The sequence below is a fragment of the Acidithiobacillus ferrivorans genome, assembly GCF_016250455.1.
GTDB lineage: Bacteria > Pseudomonadota > Gammaproteobacteria > Acidithiobacillales > Acidithiobacillaceae > Acidithiobacillus > Acidithiobacillus ferrivorans.
On the sequence record NZ_CP059488.1, the window covers coordinates 732,522 to 754,682 of the forward strand.

Consider the following 22,161-nt stretch of genomic DNA (forward strand, 5'->3'; position numbering starts at 1 on the left):
TATGTGGGTTTTTGACTGGTTAAACGCCTTTCCCCCTCTCGCCATGTATCTGGCTATTCCATTGGCACCGCTGGTAGGTTCCCTGGTGGCTGGATTTTTGGGCTGGAAGCTCAGGGAGCAGGCACATTGGGCGCCCATCATCGGCGTCGCCATCGCTTTTTATCTGTCGTTGGCAGTGCTTTGGCAGACCAGTCAGAGCATGACCTTTTACGGTGATGTCTATACTTGGGCCGTATTAGGCCACCTGCCAGTATCCATCGGATTTGATATTGACAGTCTGACCGCTTTGATGTTGGTCATTGTGACTTTTGTGTCTTTGTGTGTGCATCTCTATACGATTGGTTATATGCATGATGATCCGGGCTATGCGCGCTTTTTCAGTTATATTGCCCTCTTTACTTTCAGCATGATCATGCTGGTGATGAGTAATAATTTTCTCCAGCTCTTTTTTGGCTGGGAAGCAGTAGGCTTGGTTTCCTATCTGCTTATTGGTTTCTGGTTTCAGCGGGAAAGTGCCAATGTTGCAGCACTCAAGGCTTTTATCGTCAACCGGGTCGGCGATTTTGGGTTTTTGATCGGGATTGCAGCTATATACCACTATTGCGGCAGTCTGGATTACCGCATGGTATTCGCGGCCATACCGCATCTGGTGGGGCAGACGTTAGAAATCATCCCCGGTCATCCCTGGAGTGTGTTGACTTGGATTGCTTTGCTCCTGTTTGTCGGCGCCATGGGTAAATCGGCGCAGGTGCCTTTGCATGTCTGGCTGCCGGAATCGATGGAGGGTCCGACTCCCATTTCTGCGCTGATCCATGCCGCCACCATGGTTACGGCAGGCATTTTCATGGTTGCACGGATGTCACCTATTTATGAACAGTCAGCGACGGCCCTTACCGTGGTGCTGCTCATCGGCGCGGTGACCGCACTCTTTATGGGTCTCATCGGTCTGGTGCAGAACGATATCAAGCGCATCATTGCTTACTCGACCCTTTCCCAATTAGGTTACATGACCGCGGCGCTGGGTGCCTCCGCTTTTTCTGCGGCAATTTTCCACCTGATGACCCACGCCTTCTTTAAGGCCTTGTTATTCCTGGCAGCGGGCTCTGTGATTCATGCAATGGCTAACGAGCAGGATATCCGCAAAATGGGTGGGCTGCGCAAAGCCATGCCCATCACCTATATTACTTTTCTGATCGGTAGTTTGGCATTGTCCGGCATCCCGCCCTTCGCCGGTTTCTTCAGTAAGGACCTCATCATCGAGGCGGTAGGACTCTCCACGTTGCCGGGGGCAGGATGGGCAGAATTCATGCTGGTGGCAGGAGCCCTGGTCACGGCTTTGTATACGTTCCGCATGTTTTTTTTGGTCTTCCATGGCACACCGCGCATGGATGAACATACCCGCGCGCATTTGCATGAGTCACCCTGGGTCATTACCGTGCCATTGATCGCCCTGGCTATTCCATCTATTTATTCAGGATGGACCTATATCGGCCCGATTGCATTGGGAAACTTCCTCGACTCTTCCCTGGTGATTGCGCCACAGTTCAATACCCTCGGCGAGATCAGTGCCCACTGGCAGGGTGCGGGAGAGTTTCTCCTGCAAGGACTCCTGACCTGGCCTTTCTGGCTGGCGCTGCTGGGCATCGCCATGGCAGCTTATTTCTACTGGCTGCGTTCGGGGCTTCCGCTAGTGTTGAGCCAAATGCTCAGCCCCTTTATCTGGGTGCTGGAAAGCAAATATGGTTTTGATGACTTTAACCGGACGGTTCTGGTACGTGGTGTCCTACAGCTTGGCCGTCTGTTCTGGCATGTGGGTGATGAGCGCCTCATCGACGGTATTATGGTCAATGGTACCGCTCGCGAAGTGGGTAAAGCCGCTCTGTCCTGGCGGCGCGTGCAAACGGGATATATTTACCACTATGCTTTCGCAATGATTATCGGGTTGATTTTGCTCATGACTTATTTTGTGGTCTGGAGGGGATAGGTATGGCACATTCATCCCTCCTCAGTTACGCCATCTGGGTGCCGATTGTCGGCGGCCTGTTGGTCCTCGCGGTGGGCGACCGCCGCGCGGCAGCGGCGCGCTGGCTGGCGTTGTTGGTGTCCCTCGCCGCCTTCGCTGTGACTGTTCTGCTTTTTGCCGGGTTTGATACCCATACGGCGGCGATGCAGTTCAGTGAGCGGGTCGCCTGGATCCCCACCCTGAATATTTTTTACCACCTGGGTATCGACGGTATTTCCCTGTGGTTTATCCTGCTCACCAGTCTTTTAACCGTACTCGTGATTATCAGTTCTTGGCGCAATGTGAAGGAGCGGGTAGCGCAATTCATGGCGGCCTTCCTGATCATGGAAGGTATGATGATCGGCGTCTTCTGTGCGCTGGATGCCATCCTGTTCTACGTATTTTGGGAGGCGATGCTCATCCCCATGTTCCTGATTATTGGGGTCTGGGGTGGGCCAAAGCGGGTATATGCCACCATCAAATTCTTTCTGTATACCTTTCTGGGGTCGGTTCTGATGCTGGTGGCGCTGCTCTATCTGTACTTTCACAGTGGTGACAGCTTCGGTTTGTTGGTGTTTCAGAAAACCCCTTTGGGGATGAGTGCACAAGTTCTCATTTTTCTGGCCTTTTTCTTCGCCTTTGCGGTGAAAATCCCTATGTGGCCAGTGCATACCTGGTTGCCGGATGCACACGTTGAGGCGCCGACAGGGGGCTCAGTCATCCTGGCCGCAGTCATGCTTAAAATGGGTGCTTATGGTTTTCTACGCTTGAGTCTGCCTATTGTGCCCGATGCCAGTCATAAGCTGGCCTGGCTGATGATAGCCCTGTCCCTGATCGCCATTATTTATGTGGCGCTGGTGGCCATCGTTCAGGATGATATGAAGAAGCTGATTGCCTATTCTTCCATCGCCCATATGGGCATCGTGACGCTGGGCTTTTTTGTATTTGATAGCGTAGCCATTGAGGGGGGTATTATTCAGATGCTGTCGCATGGCTTTGTCAGTGCGGCCATGTTCCTCTGCGTTGGTGTGCTGTACGACCGGATGCACACCCGTAATATCAGCGCCTACGGTGGTGTGGCCAATGTCATGCCGATTTTTGCCGCGTTGATGATGCTCTTTGCCATGGCTAACGTCGGTCTGCCGGGCACTTCCGGATTTGTCGGCGAATTCATGGTGGTGCTTGGCACGTATCAGGTTAGTCCCTGGGCGGCGATTCTGGCGGCTACTGGCCTGATTACTGGTGCCAGTTATACCCTGTGGCTCTTTAAGCGGGTGATTTTCGGCGCCATTACGCAGACTGCAGTGGCCGGGTTGAAGGATCTGGACGGGCGGGAAATGTTCGTACTCGCCACCTTGGCAGCCTTCACTCTGCTGCTGGGTCTCTGGCCGGCACCTTTCCTCGATATTGTGCACAACTCGGTACAGCATCTGGTCACTCAGGTGTCTCTTTCCAAGATCCCGGCGTAAAGGACTTTGCCTATGAATTCATTCCTTGTGCACTGGACTTTCGCCATACCGGAAATCTGGGTATTGACCATGGCCTGCATTGTTTTGCTGGCGGACTTGTTCTGGGGCGATCGTCTGCGTGATCTGGCGGCAGTACTGACGGTGCTGACCCTGATTGGTGCTGCGGTGCTGACCATTTTTGAAATGGGGCAAAGCGGTACGGCCTTTGCCGGCCTCTTTGTCCTCGATCCATTCACCAACGTTGCCGAGTTGTTCAGTTATCTTGCCGTGCTGATGGTGGTGCTTTACTCCAAGCGCTACCTCGTGGACCGTGGTATTTACCGTGGCGAAGTATTCGTGCTGCTGCTTTTTGCGCTATTGGGCATTATGGTGATGGTCTCCGGTGGTAGTCTGCTGAGCATTTACCTCGGGCTGGAATTGCTGGCCCTCAGTCAGTATGCCTTGGTCGCCTTTTATCGTGATAGTGTGGTGGCGACGGAAGCCGGCCTGAAGTACTTTGTCCTGGGCGCTTTGGCCTCTGGATTGCTGCTCTACGGTATGTCCCTCCTCTACGGGCTGACCGGGACCCTGGATGTGCGGGATATTGCCGACGCGTTGGTGAATGTGACCGCGAGTAACCTGGTACTGGTCTTCGCCATTGTATTTATTGTCGCCGGTATTGCCTTCAAACTGGGTGCGGCACCCTTTCATATGTGGTTGCCTGACGTCTACCAGGGGGCGCCCACGGTGGTAACCACCTTCCTTGCCTCGGCACCCAAAATTGGTGCCTTTGCCTTGATCATCCGTCTGCTGGTAGACGGTGGCTACGGAATGCTGGAATCCTGGCAGCAGATTTTTGTCGCGCTGACCCTGGTATCTCTGGTGGTCGGTAATGTGATCGCTATTGCCCAGCAGAATATTAAGCGGATGCTGGCATATTCCACCGTCGGTCATGTCGGATTCCTGTCCCTGGGCATTGTCGCTGGTACCGAGACCGGATTGGCCAGTGCATTCTTCTATACGGTGGTCTATGTGCTGATGTCCTTGGCGGGTTTTGGCATGATCTTGTTGCTCAGCCGGGTAGGCTTTGAGGCGGAACGCATTGATGATTTCAAGGGTCTCGCCCAGCGCAAACCCTGGTATGCCTTCCTGATGCTGATCATCATGTTTTCCATGGCGGGGGTGCCACCGACGGTGGGCTTTTATGCCAAGCTGGCAGTGTTTCAGGCCGTCATTGCCGCCGGGTATGTCTGGCTCGCGGTGATCGGTGTACTGCTGGCGGTGATCGGGGCATTTTATTATCTGCGCGTGGTCAAAGTGATGTACTTTGACCACGCCGATGCCGAGGCAGGGGTTATCGTGCGTGATGATCTGGCGAGTACCGCATTAAGCATCAACAGTCTGGCGCTGTTGGTGCTCGGCATCCTGCCGGGGCCGCTGATGGCCTTTTGTTTCTATGCCATGCAGGGAGTGATTTGATGAGTATGCAAGACTGGGCGCTAGCCTATATCGCACTGGCGTTTATCGCAGCTAATTTGCCGTGGTTGAGTGATCGCCTGTTCTTTTTCCGTGCCATGGCCAATGAAAAAGCGTTGCAATGGTATCTGCTCGAGTGGCTGGTAATGTACGTCATCGTCGGCATCATCGGTATAAGTATAGAGTATAACCTGGATGGTCGGATCCACGATCAGGGTTGGGAGTTTTATACGGTGGCCTTGTGCATGTTCACCGTTTTTGCGATTCCGGGCTTTATCTGGCGTTTTAATATACGACCGATATTGCGCAGATCTTGACGTGCGGCCCGCTAGTCGGTACATTTGCGGGCTGCAGGCGCGTAGCTCAGGGGGAGAGCGCTACCTTGACACGGTAGAGGTCGGCGGTTCGAAACCGCCCGCGCCTACCAAATCCCGCACCAGAGGGGCAATGCTCACTGGTGCTTTTTCTTTGGAGGAAGCATGCCCGATATCCAGTTGCCGGACGGTAGTCATCGTCAGTTCCCGGAGCCTTTAAGCGGGCTGGCGCTGGCGCAGGCGATCGGCAGCGGTCTGGCTAAGGCCGCAGTGGCCATGCGGGTCAATGGCAGACTCAAAGACCTCTCAACGATGCTGGATCAGGATGCTGAAGTGGCGATTGTCACGCGTGAGAGCGCAGATGGCCTGGAAGTGATCCGCCACTCGGCCGCGCATCTGATGGCCCAGGCGGTACAGTCCCTCTATCCGGAAGCTCAGGTAACTATCGGGCCGGTCATTGCTAACGGTTTTTACTACGATTTCGCCTTCGCGCGCGGCTTTACCCCAGAGGATCTCGAGGCCATTGAAGAGCGGATGCGCGCCCTGGTCAAAGAAAATCTGCCGGTGCACCGTGAGCTGCTATCCCGCGAAGACGCCATTGCCCTGTTTGAAAAGATGGGCGAAGACTACAAAGTCGAGATTGTCCGCGCTATTCCCGAAGGTGAATCCCTGAGCCTGTACCGGCAGGGAGATTTTGTGGACTTGTGTCGTGGTCCTCATGTGCCGTCGACGGGTTCTTTGGGGGCATTCAAATTGCAGCGGGTAGCGGGTGCCTACTGGCGCGGTGATTCGCGTAATCCCATGTTGCAGCGCATTTATGGCACCGCCTGGGCGCAGCAAAAAGATCTGGATGCTTACCTACAGCAGCTTGCGGAAGTCGAGAAACGCGATCATCGGCGCATCGGCACCGAGTTGGATCTTTTTTCTATTCAGGAAGACGCGGGCGGTGGGCTGGTATTCTGGCACCCCAGTGGCGCGCGGGTGCGCCGGGTCATTGAAGACTTCTGGCGCAGCGCGCACGTCGAGGCGGGTTACGAACTGCTCTACACGCCGCATATTGCCCACGAGCAGTTGTGGTTCACCTCCGGGCACAAGGACTTTTACGCCGAGTCCATGTTCGATCCAATGCAGGACGAGGGCCAGCCTTACCAGCTCAAGCCCATGAATTGCCCTTTCCATATTCTGATTTACAAAGACAAGCTGCATTCCTACCGCGATTTGCCCATTCGCTGGGCCGAGTTGGGTACGGTCTACCGCCATGAAATGTCTGGTGCTTTACACGGCCTGATGCGCGTGCGCGGCTTTACCCAGGATGATGCCCATGTTTTTTGTCGACCCGATCAGATAGAGGCGGAGATTCTCGGCGTGTTGGCGCTGGTCCAGAAAATTCTCGGTACCTTCGGTTTCAGCCAATACGAAATAAACTTGTCCACCCGCCCTGAGCATTCGGTGGGCAGTGACGAGATTTGGGATGCGGCTACCCAAGCATTGCGCAATGCCCTGGAGCGTGCCGGCTTGGCCTATCAGGTGGATGAAGGTGGTGGCGCATTTTATGGCCCGAAAATTGATCTGAAAATTCAAGATTCTATCGGCCGCAAGTGGCAGTGTAGTACAGTGCAACTGGATTTCAACCTGCCGGAGCGCTTTGCCATGGAATATGTGGCGGAAGACGGTGCGCGCAAGGTGCCGATCATGGTACATCGCGCTATCTTCGGCTCTATCGAGCGTTTCTTCGGCGTGCTGATTGAGCATTACGAAGGTAAATTTCCACTTTGGCTCGCTCCGGTGCAGGCCGTGGTGTTGCCGATCAGCGAGCATTATGCTGCATATGCCATATCGGTAAGCGATGCCTTGATGAAGCGCGGCATCCGTGTGGAAACGGACTTGAGAAACGAGAAGATAGGTTATAAGATACGCGCCCAGACTTTGCGCCGCGTGCCCTATCTGCTGGTGGTTGGGGAACGGGAAAAAGCAGCGGATACGGTGGCGGTGCGGGATCGGGATGGCCAGGATCTCGGTGCCCTGACCATAGACGCCGTGGGTATCGCTCTGCAGAAGATGGATCGGGAGCGGTCGAATACCCTGGAGTGGCAAGGCTAGCGAGGAGGATAAGGCAATCGCGACAGAGAAAGAAGTGAATATCAATCGGGAAATTACCGCAGCACGGGTCCGATTGATAGGTGTCGAGGGGGAACAGTTAGGTGTGTTATCCTTCATGGAGGCCATCGCTGCTGCAGAAGAGGTTGAACTGGATCTTGTCGAGATTGCCCCGCAAGCCGATCCTCCGGTATGCCGGATTATGGACTACGGAAAGTTTCGTTTTCAGGAAAGCAAACGCCAGCATGACGCAAAACGTCGGCAGAAACAGACGCAGGTGAAGGAAGTAAAGTTTCGCCCGCGTACCGATGATGCCGATTATCAGATCAAGCTGCGCAATATTCTGCGTTTTATTGAAGATGGAGATCGCGCGAAAATTACGTTGCGCTTTCGTGGTCGTGAAATGTCTCATCCCGAATTGGGTATGGAAGTGCTCAATCGGGTAGAAAAAGATTTAACGGAAGTGGGTGTGGTTGAACAACGGCCACGCATGGAAGGGCGACAAATGGTGATGATTGTCGCGCCGCGGAAAAAATAGGAGACCATCGTGCCAAAAATGAAAACCAATCGTGGGGCGGCTAAGCGCTTTAAGCGTACCGGCTCCGGTAAATTTAAGCATCGTCAGGCTTTTTTGAATCACATGCTGACGAGTAAGACGACCAAACGGAAGCGCCATTTGCGCCATACTTTGGTTACTTCAGGTAGCGATCAGGCCGCATTGCGGCGTATGCTTCCTTACGGTTGATGATAGAGGAACAGTACCATGTCTAGAGTGAAACGTGGCGTAACCGCCCACGCCCGCCACAAGAAAGTTCTGGCTCGTGCCAAGGGCTTCCGTGGTCAGCGCAAGAGCAATTATCGCATTGCCCATCAGGCAGTGATGAAGGCTCTGACTTATGAGTATCGCGATCGCCGGACCAAGAAGCGTGATTTCCGTAGTTTGTGGATCGTGCGTATCAACGCGGCGGCGCGCTCTGAGGGTGTGACCTATAGCCGGTTCATGAATGGCCTGTTGCGCGCGGGTATCCAGTTGGATCGCAAGGTCTTGGCAGATATCGCCGTGCGTGACAAGGCGGCATTCTCCCGTCTCGTCGAGGTGGTCAAAGGCCAGTTGGCAGCCTGACGGTGGCGGAGGCTGTGGCGATGTTTTTGCAATCCATGGCCCCCGTTGCGACGGCTGCCCGAGAGATCGCGGCAGCCGCCGACTTGAATACTCTGGAACAGATTCGCCTCCAATGGCTCGGCAAGAAGGGTGCTCTCACCCAGGCCATGCAACAACTCGGGCAATTATCGCCAGAGGCGCGACGGGAAGCCGGGCAGTTGCTCAACGAGCGCAAGCTCGAAGTGCAATTGCTCTTGCAGGAGCGCAAAGAACAACTCGAAAGGGCGGTTATTCAGGCACGCCTGCAGCAGGAGCGGCTGGATGTGACCCTGCCGGGGCGGCGTGTGGCTGGTGGTTCTACCCATCCTATTCGGCAGACTCTGGAGTGGATCGAACATTATTTCTCCAGGCTAGGTTTTGAAACTAGCGATGGTCCCGAAATAGAGGACGATTACCATAATTTTTCTGCGCTCAATATTCCGGAAGATCATCCTGCGCGTGCGATGCATGATACCTTTTATCTGGATTCGACGCGTCTCTTGCGTACGCAAACCTCGACGGTTCAGATTCGCTTTCTTGAAATGCACCAACCCCCGCTACGTATGATCGCCACGGGTCGAGTGTATCGGCGCGACTCCGATGTCACCCACACGCCGATGTTTCATCAAGTCGAGGGTCTGTTGCTTGACGAACATGCCAGTTTCGCCGACTTGCGCGGTTTATTAGCAGACTTCCTCCAGGAATTTTTCGCAAAGCCCGATCTCCCGGTACGCTTCCGTCCATCCTACTTTCCCTTCACGGAGCCTTCCGCCGAAATTGATATCGGTTGCCTCATCTGTGGCGGCTCCGGCTGCCGGGTCTGCAAGCAGACTGGTTGGCTGGAAGTGCTAGGCTGCGGAATGGTGCATCCTGTGGTGCTGGCTGGCGCTGGCATCGATGGCGAGCGCTTCGGTGGTTTTGCTTTTGGGATGGGTGTTGAACGTCTCACCATGCTGCGTTATGGAGTGAATGATCTGCGTCTCTTCTTCGAGAATGATCTGCGCTTCCTCAAACAGTTTTCCTGAGGACCCATCATGCGCGTCAGTATTCAATGGCTTCGTGAATTATTGGACACCTCCTGGGATACGGAGGAAATTGCCCAGCGCCTGACCATGGGCGGCATTGAGGTGGAGGCCGTCGAGGACGCTGCACCGGCTTTTCATGGCGTGGTCGTGGCTGCCATTCAGTCTGTTGTCTGCCATCCGGAGGCGGACAAGCTACGGGTGGCGCAGGTGGATGTGGGCGATGGGCGACTGCGTACCATTGTCTGTGGAGCGGATAATCTGGCAGTGGGGCAGCGGGTACCCTTGGCGATGCCCGGTGCAGGCTTGCCTGGCGATCGCGATATTGTCATTGCGGCCCTGCGTGGCATTGCCTCGGAAGGGATGCTCTGCGCTGCAGCTGAGCTGGGGCTGGACGATGGCAGCAGCGGGTTGCTGATTTTGGACGCAGATGCACCCATTGGGGCCGACTTGCGCGACTATCTGGGTCTGGACGACCAGGTGCTGACCTTGGGAATAACGCCAAACCGCGGTGATGCGCTTTCTGTGCTAGGCGTGGCGAGAGACTTATGCGCACTCGGTGCGGGCACCCTGCGCAATCCTCTGGAACCGATGGCGAAATGTTCCTGGGTGACCTCTGGCCCGGAGGAGGGGTCGTCAACGCCAGATGACTTTCCCGTGCATATTGCGACAGCGGCGCAGAGTGCCTGTCCTTCTTATACCGCGTTGTGGATAGATGGTGTACCGCAACGTTTGCCGGATCGTCTGCATGAGCGCTTGCGACGTGCCGGACAGCGCTGTATCCATCCGGTAGTTGATCTATTGAATCTGCACATGCTCGAAACCGGACAGCCGCTGCACGCCTTTGATGCGGAAACTTTGCAAGGAGGACTCAGCATACGCTGGGCGCAGGACGGAGAGATTCTTGACGCACTGGATGGCCGGGATTTGCCGCTGGCATCCGATATGCTGGTGATCGCTGACCGTGCCGGTCCGGTGGCTCTGGCGGGCGTTATCGGCGGGCGGCGTACTGCCGTATCAGCACAGACCCACTCTATTGTTCTGGAGTCTGCTTTCTTTCAGCCCAAGGTTATTCAAGGCCGTGCACGCCGTCTGGGTTTGCAGACGGATGCCGCCATGCGCTTCGAGCGCGGTGTTGATTTTGCGCTGGCACCCAGGGTGGCCGCTGCCGTCCTGACACGGCTGGCCATCCTGGGCAAAGCCGATTTACGGGCAACGCGGTCCCATACGGTGCTCGGCCAGTTACCGGAGCACGCTCCGATTACTTTGCGTCGTGCGCGACTGGCGCGCATTCTGGGCATGGATTATGAAGATACCGTGGTCGAAACAGCGCTGACCCGTCTGGGGCTGCGCGTTAGCGAGATTCCCGATGGTTGGCAGGCGATTTCCCCCAGCCATCGCTTTGATCTGCACATCGAGGCAGACCTGATCGAGGAGGTGGGCCGAATATACGGCTATGAGCGATTGCCCGTCCATCGGCCAGTGGGCACCCTGCAGCCCTTAGCTATGGCGCGAGGGCCACAGCCGACTACTTTACGCGGCATCCTGCAAGCGCGTGATTATCACGAGGTAATCACCTACAGTTTTATTTCCCGTCAGGCGCAGGATGTTTTTACCCCGGATGCCGACGCGCCGGCCCTGCTCAATCCCCTGTCTACGGATTTGGCCGTCATGCGTGCCAGTCTCTGGCCGGGCCTGATGCAAGCGCTCCAGTTCAATGTGAAGCGGCAGCAGGATCGGGTGCGGATTTTTGAACTGGGGCGGGTGTTTTCTGCGAATGGCCAGCGCCTGGTCCTGGGTGGTTGTATGGTCGGCGCAGCCGACCGGGAAAGTTGGGCGCAGCCACAGCGTGCGGCCGATTTCTACGACTTGAAGGGGGATGTGAGCGCTTTGCTTACGCTGTGGCCGCAGACAGAATTTTCTTTCCGGCCGCTAGCAAATCATCCGGCTTTGCATCCGGGGCAGGCCGCAGAAATTTGGGTGGCAGATCAGCGGGTGGGTATGCTCGGTGCGTTACATCCGACGCTGGCGGCAGAGTGTGACCTGGACAAATCGCCATTTTTCTTCTATTTGGATATAGAATGCTTGGATGGTCTGGTGAATGTCTCCCGATTCACGCCGTTGTCGCCTTTTCCGGCGTTGCGGCGGGATATGGCTTTAGTGATCCCGGATGATATTCTGGCGGGAACCGTGTTGAACGTCATGCGGCTAAGCGCATCGGGTATGGTTAAGGAAATTACGATTTTTGATCGTTATCAGGGCGCTTCTCTGATGGTGGGAACATACAGTTTGGCCTTTGCGCTGCTCTTGCAAGATGCTGAGCGGACGTTGACCGACGCAGATGTACAAGCAGAAATGGACCGGTTGCTGGTTGCCGTGCAGCGACTTGGTTCCATCGGACTCAGGGCATAGGGAGAATAATATGGCGGTTACTAAAGCAGAAATCGTGGATATGCTGTTCGAGAGTATGGGTCTTAATAAGCGGGAGGCCAAAGGTATTGTTGAAGCCTTGTTTGATGGCATTCGTGAGAATTTGGCGCAGGGTGAAGAGGTGAAGCTGTCTGGCTTTGGCAACTTTACATTGCGCGATAAAAATCCTCGTCCCGGGCGTAACCCCAAGACGGGTGTGGAGATTACCATTACGGCACGGCGCGTGGTGACTTTCCATCCGAGTCAAAAACTCAAAGCCTACGTGAATGGTAGCGAACCAGACAACGGCTAAGGGAAAGGCGGGCAAAGACCTCGCGCCACTCCCTGAGATACCCGAGAAACGGTATTTTTCGATTAGCGAAGCTGCCCTGCTCTGCGGGGTGAAAGCGCATGTGCTACGCTACTGGGAACAGGAGTTTCCACAGCTTAGTCCATTAAAAAGAAAGGGTAATCGGCGCTACTATCAAAGTCATGATTTGCTGCTGGCCCGGCAGATTCGTCTGCTGCTCTATGGTGAGGGATATACTATTCATGGTGCCCGCGAGCGGATGCAGGGCTTAACGCATGCGGCGCGCCAGGAAAATTTAGAAGATCAGGCGCGATTAGGACTGGAAATGGCCGATTTTCCAGGTCAGATTAGGGTGGCGGGTGATGGTCGCCTGCAATATTTACGTGCAGAGTTGTCAGCACTACTGAATTTGTGCCGTCATGGGCATTGACCAGAGTCAGGTTTCGACAGTATATTACCGGTCTCGCGGGGCGTAGCGCAGCCTGGTAGCGCACCTGAATGGGGTTCAGGTGGTCGGAGGTTCAAATCCTCTCGCCCCGACCAATAAATCAAATGGTTAGCCGGTATTTGCTGGCGCCTTTTTTCTACATCCTCCAATCTTTCTACAATCCTGTCGAGAGGGGCGATTCGTTCTGTTTCTCTGGCGCGTATATATGCCTCAGTCATGTCGCCACCTGGTGGCCAGCCTGGGACTGTGCGTAGTCCCTTCCAGCAGCCCGTTTAGCGTCAGTAAGTGCCTTGGCTCTGATATCGTGGAAATGGATATCTTAAGTCGGGCCGTTATGAAATCCAAACCCGGAAATGTGGAAGAATCCGTCGGAAATCCAGATGACGTTAGCATGGTGCGAAAGGCTTGGGACACCGATTTATTGGTCCCCACCAAATCGGGTGCCAAGCGCGATGCCGCGCCGACTCACCAGTTGTAGCTTACATAAGGTATAGGAAAACATGGTTGCAATGCCGTCTGATTAAGGGGGCCCCTCATGCGACAGAATGAGACATAAGGATATATGTCTGAAGCCCATCAGACCACAGTGCAAGGGCGCATGGCAGTCAGGGGTAGTGCTCGTCCAGGCGGTAGAACAATATCTCGAACCAAAAAGGAGGAAAGACTATGCGGCGCGCTATACTTTGCACGGCTGCGTTGATGGGCCTGCTCGCGGGGGCGGGTCCAGCCATGGCTCAGCCATTGCTACTGGGGGGTACGCAATTGGCTCCGCAAAACTCCTATAGTTATCTCGGAGCAATCTTGCCTTTTGCTGGGGCGCGCCTGGGGTCTGGCTGGTATGGGACGGTCTTTGCCAACTATCTGACTTATCATTACGCCACTACGCAAAATAAAACACCAGTGACGGTGGGTGTCACGGCCCCTGGCATACAGGGTGGCGTGGGTTATGCTTGGCAGGGGGCCGCCTATCAGTTGGCCTTATCTGGCGCTTTGGGCTATCAGTACTTCTCGTCTCATCCCGACTTCGCAGCGGGGGGGCCGTTGGGCAGCACCGTAACCTTCATGCCGCAAATCCAGGTGCGTTATGATTTTACTTCGACTTTATATGCCAGCACCATAGCCAGCTATTCCTTTGGTCAGCGTGCGTATTGGAGCCGTTTTCAGGGGGGGTATCAGCCGGTGCACTGGTTGAGCTTCGGGCCTGAAGGGATTTTACAGGGCGGGGTCGATTATCGCATTCGTCAGGTGGGTGCCTTTGCCTCCATTGCGCTGGGCGATGGCTGGAATGTGGTAGGGGAGGGGGGCGTAACCTACACCAGAGGTTTACCCAGCACCGGTTATGCGAGCTTCTCCTTTGCCAGAACGTTATAGCGCAGCTGTTGCTGGCCATCCTTGGGGCACGGCACGGTATTGTCGGGGTATTGTCGGGTTGTGTAGATGTCGCGTTTCCGCCCTGGGAGAGCCTGTGGAGCAGCTATCAGCAATACTTCATCGACGGTCAGGGGCGAATGGTCGACGCTAATCGTGGTGGGAGGGGTGTCTCCGAAGGCCAAGCATACGCCCTCTTTTTTGCCCTCGTCGCCAACCAAGCGCAGACCTTCGCGCGCATCTTGCAATGGACCCAAAACAATATGGCTCAGAGTGACCTCGCCCGGCATCTGTCGGCTTGGCTTTGGGGGCGCAATGCTCAGGGCCTTTTGGGGGGTGCTCTCCAGCCGTTCCGCCAGCGATGCCGATTTGTGGATAGCCTATACCTTGCTGGAGGCGTTGCGCCAGGGCATCATCTCGCGTCTGGCTCACCCCATATTGGTTGCGCCGCTCTGACGGCCACCAAAGATCACCGCGATCCCGCCCATGCGATAACCAGGAGTCTGCTCAATAGTAACGATCACGGTGTTGCTCATGCGCCTGCCTCCCCGCGATCTCTCCGGCGGCATCCAGGATATTGCGCTCGCCCTCAATGATGTCTCCTTTGGCCCGTTCCTTCTCGACCAAGGCGATAATACGATTGATCTGTGAAGCATCCGGACTCACAGGCCCATATCCGTGATGTCAAGCCAGACGAAATGCAGCAGGCCACAAAGGCCATGCTGATCTAACCGAACTCACAGCGGCCGGCTATACAGACCGGCAATATCCTTTCGATGCCTTCCATTAAAAACGAATGTTTTCTGAATGCTTTCGGCAGGTCCTGTAAAATCAGGATACCTCAGCTCCATGCTGATGCCACGTGGCCTAGACGTCGACCTTCTCAGCCGCAGACCGCTGGTAGTGTGATGACGAATTTGGCTCCATAGTCAGAGTAGTCCGTCGTCATCGTGAATTTTCCTCCGACCCCTGTCACGCTTCGCATGGGAAAGCCGGTCTGGGCGTTGATGGACAGCGTCGTCTTCACCGGATGCTGCGGGGCAGGCCCCACCACGGTGTGAGTGACGGTGGAGGTGTACGTGTGGACCGGCATTCCTGCGATCTGTGTGTCGGGACCGCGGGAGATATTTACCGTCCCCTGCAGGTTCGTAGGATCCGGCGGAAGGGATGGCGCGACAGCCATGCGCCCGCATTGCCACTTGCTCGACATTCCCGGAATATCCATCCTGGCCGCGGTCCGGCTGCCGATCCTGACTATTTCCATGCTTCCTCGTCCGCAGGGCATTTGGCTGATTCAGCTTCTTGTAGGCCGCCACCATCTCGCCCCAGGCAGCCCGGTCTCCTTTGACCGTCATCGCCAGAGCGGGGGCCGCGGCGATGACGAGCGCCATTGCAATCGCCAGGATGCGAAAGAAACACGTCCGTATTTTCATGAAAACACCCCCGTTCTCGTGTCCTGGGGGTTTGGGTGGGCTCCGGAACGCCCCCCGAGTGTTCCGCCAACTGTCACTGTTAACGGCTACCCATCAAACTGGCGGGCCGTTATAGCCCGACCATCCTCGCTTCCACTATTTGGTGACCACTATCCATAAATCACATCACCAGATGAGCGAATAATAACCATATGCACAAACATCAGCCTACTGAGCTTGGCTCTTAATCCACACATTGCAAGCACAGGATTCCACACGATCAAACCCCTTTTCTGGTACATGTCACCGGTCGGCATAATGGCGCCACCCACTGTATCGGAAACGGGTCTTGAACTTCCCTTGATTCGGTTGCGCCAGGGTGACCGGGGCCGGGTTGTTGCCCGTTCTGGACTCATGGGGTACGAGGAACTCGCGTGGTCCGCTACGTTGTGCGAGCCGCTCCAGGAGGTCTACACCGTGCTAGGAGCGGGCCGGGTTCCATACGCATGCGCCGGTCATCGATGCGTTACGGAAATTGCTGCGCGGCGAGATCCAGGTATAGGACTTTGAGTAACCGAAGGGTTCTGGTGGTCGGGGGTCAAAATCCTCACTCCCGGCCAATAAATCAAATGGTTAGCCGGTGTTTGCTGGCATCTTCTTTCTACAATCATGGCTGCAGGGTGGGCAACCACCGAAAATTAAATAGAATGTGCTTTCCAGACAGAAGCTTGGCTGATGACATCTGAAACCAAGGGCGAAATCAATATTGAAATTCCGAGAGCTTAAAACTTGAACTCTATCGCAATACCGACTAGTCTGTATGTATGCTTTCTATTGAGGAGATCGTCTATGCCCATCCTGCATCCACTGACACCAGAAAAAGCTACAGGTAAAACTGCTAAAATCTACCAGGAAATTGAAGCGGCCTTTGGACGGGTGCCGGCTGTGCTTCAGGTTCAGGGGTGGAGTGAGGCGGCGCTCTCTCAGCAATGGGAAAGTATCAAATATTATCGCAATCACCCACATCTTAGTCCTGCGCTTACCGCAACTATAAGAATGCTGGTGTCTCAGGCCAACCACTGTGACTATTGTGTAGGGTTTAATGAGGCGCTTTTAATCGATCAATTTGGTCAATCTCCGGATGATGTATCTGCAACAAAGAAAAACCCAGAAGCAACTCCATTGCCAGAGCGTGAAAAGGCTATTTTACTCCTAACACTCAAAGCGGTGCAAACCCCAGCTGCAGTATCGCAGACAGATATGGATAGACTAATTGCAATGGGATGGTCAGAAGGAGATATTATGGATGCCGTCATACATGGAGCAAGAAACCAAATGATTGATGTTATTATGAATACTTTCAAGATAGAGAGAGACTTTTAGGTGTCTTCATGTTTAATCAATAGCAAGTTATGTGTAATGGAAAAGTCTCATGAGCTTGTTTCGCACCCTGAGCAATTAAAACAAGCCAGAGACGAAGTTATTGCTAGATTTTATGTGAGAGCCCTGGATGTTGAACGCAACCCATAAAATCCAATTGCGGATGACCTCTGCGGCCAAGCGGGAGCTTGATCTTCGTAATGAACCACTCTGCGTCTATTTGGAGTTATTATTCAGCTGCCTGATCCGCAAGAAGACATATTTCCTGTCTTCCCATCACCCCGATTCCATGCTGCTGGATGCACACCAAGCGTCCGTTGAGATTTGGTTCCGCGCTGTAGGCGCTAAAACATGCTCCATTTCTGACCAGCCCGTCCAGGATCTACAAACGTTCCCACTGAAACGAACAGATGCTTTTATACCACGCTGGCTCAGTCTGGATTACCGGAAAGGCGAATGGATAGGTGAGTTCGGTTATATTCTTTAAACTCTATCACAATACTTGGGAAGCAGGACAAAGGCACTTCAGCACTCCCGAATGGCAGAACCGTTTGCACGCCCTGAAACCAGCAAGGCTGGTCAGCACTCGACTAACCTTGCTGAATTGTTGCGTTGCTATCAGGGTAACCGTCGTCGGGTGGGCGACGCCTTGGGGATCAGCGAGCAAACAGCATATCGCTGGCTGTAGCGCGCTTCTGCGGAATGGGGGCAGATCGGCGCATCCTTCGTGAAAACCGGCCAACGCGATATAATCACGACAAGCGATCTGGAAAGGGTGATCCATGAGTTTATCCAAAGAACACTTAATCATTTTTGACACCACCTTGCGCGACGGCGAACAGTCGCCGGGCGCGGCCATGACGCGCGATGAAAAATTGCGTATCGCCAAGGCCCTGGAGCGTTTGCACGTGGATGTCATCGAGGCGGGCTTCCCCGCCGCCAGCAACGGCGATTTTTCTGCGGTGCAGGCCATCGCCGCGGCGGTAAAGGACAGCCGTATCTGTGCTCTGGCCCGTGCCCGGGACGCTGATATCCGCCGCGCCGGGGATGCCATCGCCGGGGCAGCGGCGGGGCGCATCCACACTTTCATTGCCACCAGTCCGGTACACATGCAGGCCAAATTGCGCATGTCCCCCGACGAAGTTCTGGAGCGGGCGGTGGCGGCGGTGAAGCTTGCCCGGCAGTATTGCGATGACGTGGAGTTCTCGCCGGAGGATGCCGGGCGTTCCGAAGAGGATTTCCTCTGCCGGGTCATCGAGGCGGTGATCGACGCCGGAGCGCGTACCATCAATATCCCGGATACGGTGGGTTACAACCTCCCGGACCGCTTCGGGCAACTCATCGCCAACCTGCGCGCGCGGGTGCCCAATGCCGACCAGGCGATCTTCTCCGTCCATTGCCACAACGACCTGGGTTTGGCGGTGGCAAACTCGCTGTCGGCGGTGCAACATGGCGCGCGTCAGGTGGAGTGCACCATTAATGGCTTGGGCGAGCGGGCGGGCAATGCAGCCCTGGAAGAAATTGTCATGGCGGTGCGGACCCGGACGGATGCCTTCGCCTGTGATACCCGTATCGACATCAGCCAGATCGTACCTACCAGCAAATTGGTGTCCACCATTACCGGTTTTCCGGTGCAACCCAACAAAGCCATTGTCGGTGCCAATGCCTTTGCCCATGAGTCAGGTATTCATCAGGATGGCGTCCTCAAACATCGCGAAACCTATGAGATCATGCGTGCCGAGGATGTGGGTTGGGCCGCCAACCGTATGACCCTGGGTAAGCTCTCGGGTCGGGCGGCCATGCGGGCGCGCCTGGGTGCCCTCGGTATTCATCTGGAGGGGGAGGCGTTGAATGTGGTCTTTGCCCGCTTCAAGGACTTGGCCGATCGCAAAGCCGAAATCTTCGACGAAGATTTGCAGGCGTTGGTCAATGAGGATATGCAGGAGGAACAGGCAGAACGCTATCGCTTGGGTTATCTGCGCGTTTGCTCGGAGATGGGCACCCATCCCGAAGCCCGGGTGGAGGTCTTGGTGGAAGGCGTGGCCAAGACCGCCAGTGTCGTGGGTGGAGGGCCGGTGGATGCCGCCTTCAAGGCCATCGAAGCGGTGGTGGCAAGCGGCGCGCAATTATTGCTGTATTCGGTCAATGCCATCACGACGGGTACCGACGCCCAAGGGGAGGTCACGGTGCGTTTGCAGCAGAACGGACGCATCGTGAATGGGTTGGGAGCGGATACGGACATCGTCCTTGCCAGCGCCAAGGCCTATCTCTCGGCCTTGAACCGCCTGCAACAACCCCAAGAACGGCGGCATCCGCAGATCTAGGGCGACACGCACTTTCCCGCAATCCCCTGAGGATATTCTTCCTGCCTGCCAATGGCGCTGAGCGTGACTTCCACTGCGCAATTCTCCTCTTCTTCCTGAAGGAAAAGGTAGACCTCGCCGGCAAAAAAACAGAAACTGGTGCCGACGGCAATCTGCCCGCCCTGTTGCTCGACAACGGGCAGGTGCTTACCGAGGGACCCGTCATTATCCAGTACGTTGTCGGAAAAGAGGCTCGCCCGCCCATGCATAGGAACTGCGGTGATGGCGCTTCTGCGGATTATTCCTGGCCGACTGGCACTTGAGGAGACGTTCATGGAAACGGTATCGGAGTTGGGTTTTTGGCAGCGCATGGCGACCTCCCAAGGACTGATCATCCTTTTTTTTACCTCCGCAGGCTGCCATTCCTGTCGGATCTGGCGCAAGTTGCTGACGGATTACGAGGCTACCCGCAGTGGCCTGCGAGTCTGGGAGGTCGACGCAGGGATCGATATGGGGATCACTCAGGAGTTGAATGTCTATCATCTGCCCGCACTTTTTCTTTTCCGGGATGGCCATTATCAGCGCCCCATTCAGGTGGAAGCGCGGGTGCATGCATTAGACCGCTGGCTGACAGCGATGGCTGATCAGCCAGCGGAAGAGATGCCGTGACGGCCTGGGACGGTGCGGGTTGGCACCGTCAGGCGCAGCGCGCGCCGTCGCCTTACCATGACGAACGTCCGGTGAGCACGGTGGTGGACCTGCTGGTGGTGCATGCCATCAGCCTCCCGCCTGAGGGCTTTGGTAGCGGTGACGTGCAGCGTTTTTTCATGGGGACGTTGGACTTCAGTAGCTATCCGTACTATGGCGCTTTGCGCGACTTGCATGTCTCCGCACACTTTTTTATCGAACGGGATGGTACTTTGTGGCAGCATGTCGGCGTATTTCAGCGTGCCTGGCATGCCGGGGCGTCTGCGTGGCAGGGCCGCCCAGCCTGTAACGACTATAGTGTCGGCGTCGAGTTGGAGGGCAGTGAAAGTACTACATTCATGCCGATCCAGTATCAGCGTCTGGCGACATTGGCGACAGACTTGCAGGGCCTATTCCCGGGCATGAATCCTGAACGCATGGTGGGACACTCGGACATTGCCCCCGGTCGTAAATGGGACCCAGGTCCCGGTTTTTCCTGGTCCTATCTGGCAGCAGTGAGTAAAAATAGCGGGACTGCGGCAAGCGCCTAAACGTAATTGGCGGCGTGGCTGGCAAGCGGGGCAATGGTTGGCGCAGCGCGTTGTCCGGATGCGGATAGATGCTCATTCGGTCATTATTGCAGCGTGGGAGGCCATATGGTGCCTCGTCGGCGTGGGGCAAGGCGTGCGAGTGCAATTTGCTCTTGCATTACTTGGCGCTGGAATTATTGGGAAACTGCTATGAGCTTTTGATGCCAGCAGCCCCCGCGGCCTCTGCATCTGGCTCCTGAATCCGTTCGTCGCGGCCGTAAAACTTCACCCCGCGGATGATTTTGCCGCGGCCCTGACTGATCCGGTACTGATTGTTGTCGCGCAGGGAGTACACACAGCCGCAGTATTCCTGCTGATAAAACTGCTCACGTTTGGCAATGTCGATCATCCGCGCGCTGCCGCCGTCCTTGCGCCAATTATAGTCCCAGTATTCCAAGCCCGCATGGCGCGCGGCGGCCCGGTGTCCACAAGCATTAATCTGCTGCATATCCTTCCAACGGGAAATCCCGAGAGTACTGGAGAAAATGCTGAAGCCATGTTCAACAGCGTACAGGGCGGAGCGCTCAAAGCGCATATCGAAGCAGGCGGTGCAGCGTTCACCACGCTCCGGCTCCCACTCCAGCCCGTTCACCCGGGCAAACCAGTTGTCCTTATCGTAGTCGAGGTCAATAAAGGGCACCCCAAGTTGCTCAGCGTAGCGGATATTTTCTGCCTTACGCAGCTCATACTCGGCCTGGGGATGGATGTTGGGATTGTAGAAAAGTACGGTAAAATTGATGTTTGCCGCGCGGATATCATCCATGATAGGTCCGGCACAGGGCGCACAGCAGGAATGCAGCAGGATATGCTGGCTGCCATCGGGCGTCTGTAGCGGGGCGGCGGGTTTTTTGGACATGGGGGCAGTTCCCTGATGAATGACTTGCTGGATGGCGCAAGGATAGCGCTTTGCACCGATTTTGCCAAAAAGGAGGAAAAAATGGAGAGTGACTTGCGCAGCGGGGGTTGCCAACCCTGTGAAGGCGGGATGGCAGGGTTGTCGGCGGAGGCCATTCAAGTTGGATTACAGGATTTATCCGGCTGGCAGCTTGATGGCAATACGCTACGCCGGGATTGCCATTTCAAAAATTTTTACGAAACCATGGCCTTTGTAAATGCTGTGGCCTGGATTGCCAACCGGGAAGACCACCATCCTGATATGGAAGTCGGTTATGGATGTTGTGTGGTGCGCTATAGCACCCATGCCATAGATGGACTGACGGCTAATGATTTTATCTGTGCCCGGCAGATTAATGCGCTTTTGGCTTGATGCGGTTTTGGAGCAGCATATTCAGGCTCTGCTCCTCATTACCCGGTGAAGCGGGGCGCTGTCTTAAGCCGGATGGACCGAACGCAGGAGGGGGCGCATACCTTCCCGAATCTGGCGTTGAATGAAGGCGGCGCGGCCCGGCTCGCGCTTGTCCAGTTCTGCGGCACACTGGGAATCCGTCAACGCAGCGGCGCTGAGCATGACTTCCAGCTCACAGGTGTCTACTTTGGGATCGGTGAGCGCGGCCGGTGCGACATTCATCTGATTGCCAACCTGCCAGAACATCCGCGCATTCCACAGGCGCAGGCGCACATTGGGATTCTGAAAGAGTTCTACACAACGGGTATTGAGGGCCTTGGGGTCCACTGTCATCCTCCTGTTTAAACGGATAAAGCCATCGCCTGTGTTGGCGAGTGTGCTTAAGCATACTCGAAAAATGTGCCGGAAGGGGAGGTTTTTGTGGATTGAAGTATTTCATGCCCGGATA

The 22,161-nt window shown here is 55.4% G+C and carries 26 protein-coding genes, 2 tRNA genes and 1 pseudogene; 24 read left to right on the forward strand and 5 right to left on the reverse strand.

Annotated elements, in window-relative coordinates:
• Position 1 precedes the first annotated feature (1 nt).
• The 17 genes and pseudogenes from nuoL (at position 2) to H2515_RS16010 (ending at position 14,491) form a co-directional block, all read left to right on the forward strand.
• Positions 2 to 1,984, forward strand: coding sequence for an NADH-quinone oxidoreductase subunit L (gene nuoL, locus H2515_RS03710; RefSeq protein WP_065413066.1), 1,983 nt, complete (start codon positions 2 to 4; stop codon positions 1,982 to 1,984).
• Between the two features lie 2 nt (positions 1,985 to 1,986).
• Entirely contained in the window at positions 1,987 to 3,471 is a 1,485-nt protein-coding gene (locus H2515_RS03715) for an NADH-quinone oxidoreductase subunit M (protein ID WP_035191390.1), read from the forward strand.
• Between the two features lie 12 nt (positions 3,472 to 3,483).
• Positions 3,484 to 4,929 carry an NADH-quinone oxidoreductase subunit NuoN gene (nuoN, locus tag H2515_RS03720; RefSeq protein WP_035191392.1) on the forward strand — a complete coding sequence of 482 codons (1,446 nt, stop codon included), beginning with the start codon at positions 3,484 to 3,486 and terminating at the stop codon, positions 4,927 to 4,929.
• On the forward strand, positions 4,929 to 5,243 hold the full coding sequence (locus tag H2515_RS03725) for a DUF2818 family protein (RefSeq protein WP_035191394.1): 315 nt from the start codon (positions 4,929 to 4,931) through the stop codon (positions 5,241 to 5,243). Before nuoN ends, H2515_RS03725 begins: the two co-directional genes overlap by 1 nt.
• Before the next feature lie 35 nt (positions 5,244 to 5,278).
• A tRNA-Val gene (locus tag H2515_RS03730) sits at positions 5,279 to 5,353 on the forward strand.
• Between the two features lie 52 nt (positions 5,354 to 5,405).
• Entirely contained in the window at positions 5,406 to 7,340 is a 1,935-nt protein-coding gene (gene thrS / locus H2515_RS03735) for a threonine--tRNA ligase (RefSeq protein ID WP_035191396.1), read from the forward strand.
• Between the two features lie 34 nt (positions 7,341 to 7,374).
• Complete coding sequence (gene infC / locus H2515_RS03740) at positions 7,375 to 7,875, forward strand: translation initiation factor IF-3 (RefSeq protein ID WP_035191398.1); 501 nt, start codon at positions 7,375 to 7,377, stop codon at positions 7,873 to 7,875.
• A gap of 9 nt (positions 7,876 to 7,884) precedes the next feature.
• The gene (gene rpmI, locus H2515_RS03745; RefSeq protein WP_014029874.1) at positions 7,885 to 8,082 is read left to right on the forward strand and encodes a 50S ribosomal protein L35; all 198 of its coding nucleotides are present in this window, start codon (positions 7,885 to 7,887) and stop codon (positions 8,080 to 8,082) included.
• A gap of 18 nt (positions 8,083 to 8,100) precedes the next feature.
• On the forward strand, positions 8,101 to 8,460 hold the full coding sequence (rplT, locus tag H2515_RS03750; protein ID WP_012537291.1) for a 50S ribosomal protein L20: 360 nt from the start codon (positions 8,101 to 8,103) through the stop codon (positions 8,458 to 8,460).
• Between the two features lie 20 nt (positions 8,461 to 8,480).
• On the forward strand, positions 8,481 to 9,503 hold the full coding sequence (gene pheS / locus H2515_RS03755; RefSeq protein ID WP_198660932.1) for a phenylalanine--tRNA ligase subunit alpha: 1,023 nt from the start codon (positions 8,481 to 8,483) through the stop codon (positions 9,501 to 9,503).
• A 9-nt stretch (positions 9,504 to 9,512) separates the two neighbouring features.
• Positions 9,513 to 11,912, forward strand: a complete 2,400-nt coding sequence (pheT, locus tag H2515_RS03760; protein WP_198660933.1) for a phenylalanine--tRNA ligase subunit beta — start codon at positions 9,513 to 9,515, stop codon at positions 11,910 to 11,912.
• 10 nt (positions 11,913 to 11,922) lie between these two features.
• Positions 11,923 to 12,222, forward strand: coding sequence for an integration host factor subunit alpha (locus H2515_RS03765; RefSeq protein WP_014029871.1), 300 nt, complete (start codon positions 11,923 to 11,925; stop codon positions 12,220 to 12,222).
• Positions 12,197 to 12,649, forward strand: a complete 453-nt coding sequence (locus H2515_RS03770; RefSeq protein ID WP_035191405.1) for a MerR family transcriptional regulator — start codon at positions 12,197 to 12,199, stop codon at positions 12,647 to 12,649. Before H2515_RS03765 ends, H2515_RS03770 begins: the two co-directional genes overlap by 26 nt.
• 36 nt (positions 12,650 to 12,685) lie before the next feature.
• Positions 12,686 to 12,762, forward strand: a tRNA-Pro gene (locus H2515_RS03775).
• 571 nt (positions 12,763 to 13,333) lie between these two features.
• Positions 13,334 to 14,038, forward strand: a complete 705-nt coding sequence (bcsS, locus tag H2515_RS03780; RefSeq protein ID WP_198660934.1) for a cellulose biosynthesis protein BcsS — start codon at positions 13,334 to 13,336, stop codon at positions 14,036 to 14,038.
• 137 nt (positions 14,039 to 14,175) lie between these two features.
• Positions 14,176 to 14,295, forward strand: a pseudogene (locus H2515_RS16005) (glycosyl hydrolase family 8); the annotation flags it as partial.
• A 55-nt stretch (positions 14,296 to 14,350) separates the two neighbouring features.
• A complete protein-coding gene (locus H2515_RS16010; protein ID WP_232821647.1) occupies positions 14,351 to 14,491 on the forward strand; it encodes a hypothetical protein in 141 nt (46 codons plus the stop codon).
• 51 nt (positions 14,492 to 14,542) lie between these two features.
• Here H2515_RS16010 and H2515_RS03790 read toward each other — a convergent pair whose 3' ends face one another.
• Complete coding sequence (locus H2515_RS03790) at positions 14,543 to 14,701, reverse strand: hypothetical protein (RefSeq protein ID WP_176712657.1); 159 nt, start codon at positions 14,699 to 14,701, stop codon at positions 14,543 to 14,545.
• A 263-nt stretch (positions 14,702 to 14,964) separates the two neighbouring features.
• Positions 14,965 to 15,468, reverse strand: coding sequence for a hypothetical protein (locus tag H2515_RS03795; RefSeq protein WP_198660935.1), 504 nt, complete (start codon positions 15,466 to 15,468; stop codon positions 14,965 to 14,967).
• Positions 15,469 to 16,296: 828 nt separating this feature from the next.
• Here H2515_RS03795 and H2515_RS03800 point away from each other — a divergent pair.
• The 4 genes from H2515_RS03800 to H2515_RS03815 all read left to right on the forward strand — a co-directional run bounded on the left by H2515_RS03800 (position 16,297) and on the right by H2515_RS03815 (position 19,151).
• Positions 16,297 to 16,830, forward strand: a complete 534-nt coding sequence (locus tag H2515_RS03800; protein ID WP_014029869.1) for a carboxymuconolactone decarboxylase family protein — start codon at positions 16,297 to 16,299, stop codon at positions 16,828 to 16,830.
• Between the two features lie 127 nt (positions 16,831 to 16,957).
• On the forward strand, positions 16,958 to 17,314 hold the full coding sequence (locus tag H2515_RS03805; protein WP_141672281.1) for a hypothetical protein: 357 nt from the start codon (positions 16,958 to 16,960) through the stop codon (positions 17,312 to 17,314).
• 51 nt (positions 17,315 to 17,365) lie between these two features.
• Positions 17,366 to 17,515, forward strand: coding sequence for a hypothetical protein (locus H2515_RS03810; protein ID WP_158306943.1), 150 nt, complete (start codon positions 17,366 to 17,368; stop codon positions 17,513 to 17,515).
• 94 nt (positions 17,516 to 17,609) lie between these two features.
• Entirely contained in the window at positions 17,610 to 19,151 is a 1,542-nt protein-coding gene (locus H2515_RS03815; RefSeq protein ID WP_198660936.1) for a 2-isopropylmalate synthase, read from the forward strand.
• Here H2515_RS03815 and H2515_RS03820 read toward each other — a convergent pair.
• A complete protein-coding gene (locus H2515_RS03820) occupies positions 19,148 to 19,399 on the reverse strand; it encodes a hypothetical protein (protein WP_065412532.1) in 252 nt (83 codons plus the stop codon). The two genes, H2515_RS03815 and H2515_RS03820, sit on opposite strands and share 4 nt — an antisense overlap.
• Positions 19,400 to 19,463: 64 nt before the next feature.
• On the opposite strand from H2515_RS03820, the gene H2515_RS03825 reads away from it, so the two are divergent.
• The gene (locus H2515_RS03825; protein ID WP_035191417.1) at positions 19,464 to 19,799 is read left to right on the forward strand and encodes a thioredoxin family protein; all 336 of its coding nucleotides are present in this window, start codon (positions 19,464 to 19,466) and stop codon (positions 19,797 to 19,799) included.
• Positions 19,796 to 20,368, forward strand: coding sequence for a 1,6-anhydro-N-acetylmuramyl-L-alanine amidase AmpD (gene ampD / locus H2515_RS03830; RefSeq protein ID WP_014029865.1), 573 nt, complete (start codon positions 19,796 to 19,798; stop codon positions 20,366 to 20,368). Before H2515_RS03825 ends, ampD begins: the two co-directional genes overlap by 4 nt.
• 187 nt (positions 20,369 to 20,555) lie before the next feature.
• Here ampD and H2515_RS03835 read toward each other — a convergent pair whose 3' ends face one another.
• On the reverse strand, positions 20,556 to 21,263 hold the full coding sequence (locus tag H2515_RS03835) for an epoxyqueuosine reductase QueH (protein ID WP_035191420.1): 708 nt from the start codon (positions 21,261 to 21,263) through the stop codon (positions 20,556 to 20,558).
• A gap of 15 nt (positions 21,264 to 21,278) precedes the next feature.
• Here H2515_RS03835 and H2515_RS03840 point away from each other — a divergent pair, with 15 nt between their 5' ends.
• Positions 21,279 to 21,674: a 4a-hydroxytetrahydrobiopterin dehydratase gene (locus tag H2515_RS03840; protein WP_232821538.1), complete on the forward strand. Its 396-nt coding sequence runs from the start codon at positions 21,279 to 21,281 to the stop codon at positions 21,672 to 21,674.
• A 63-nt stretch (positions 21,675 to 21,737) separates the two neighbouring features.
• On the opposite strand, the gene H2515_RS03845 is transcribed toward H2515_RS03840, so the two are convergent.
• A complete protein-coding gene (locus tag H2515_RS03845) occupies positions 21,738 to 22,040 on the reverse strand; it encodes a hypothetical protein (protein WP_198660937.1) in 303 nt (100 codons plus the stop codon).
• Positions 22,041 to 22,161: the final 121 nt, after the last annotated feature.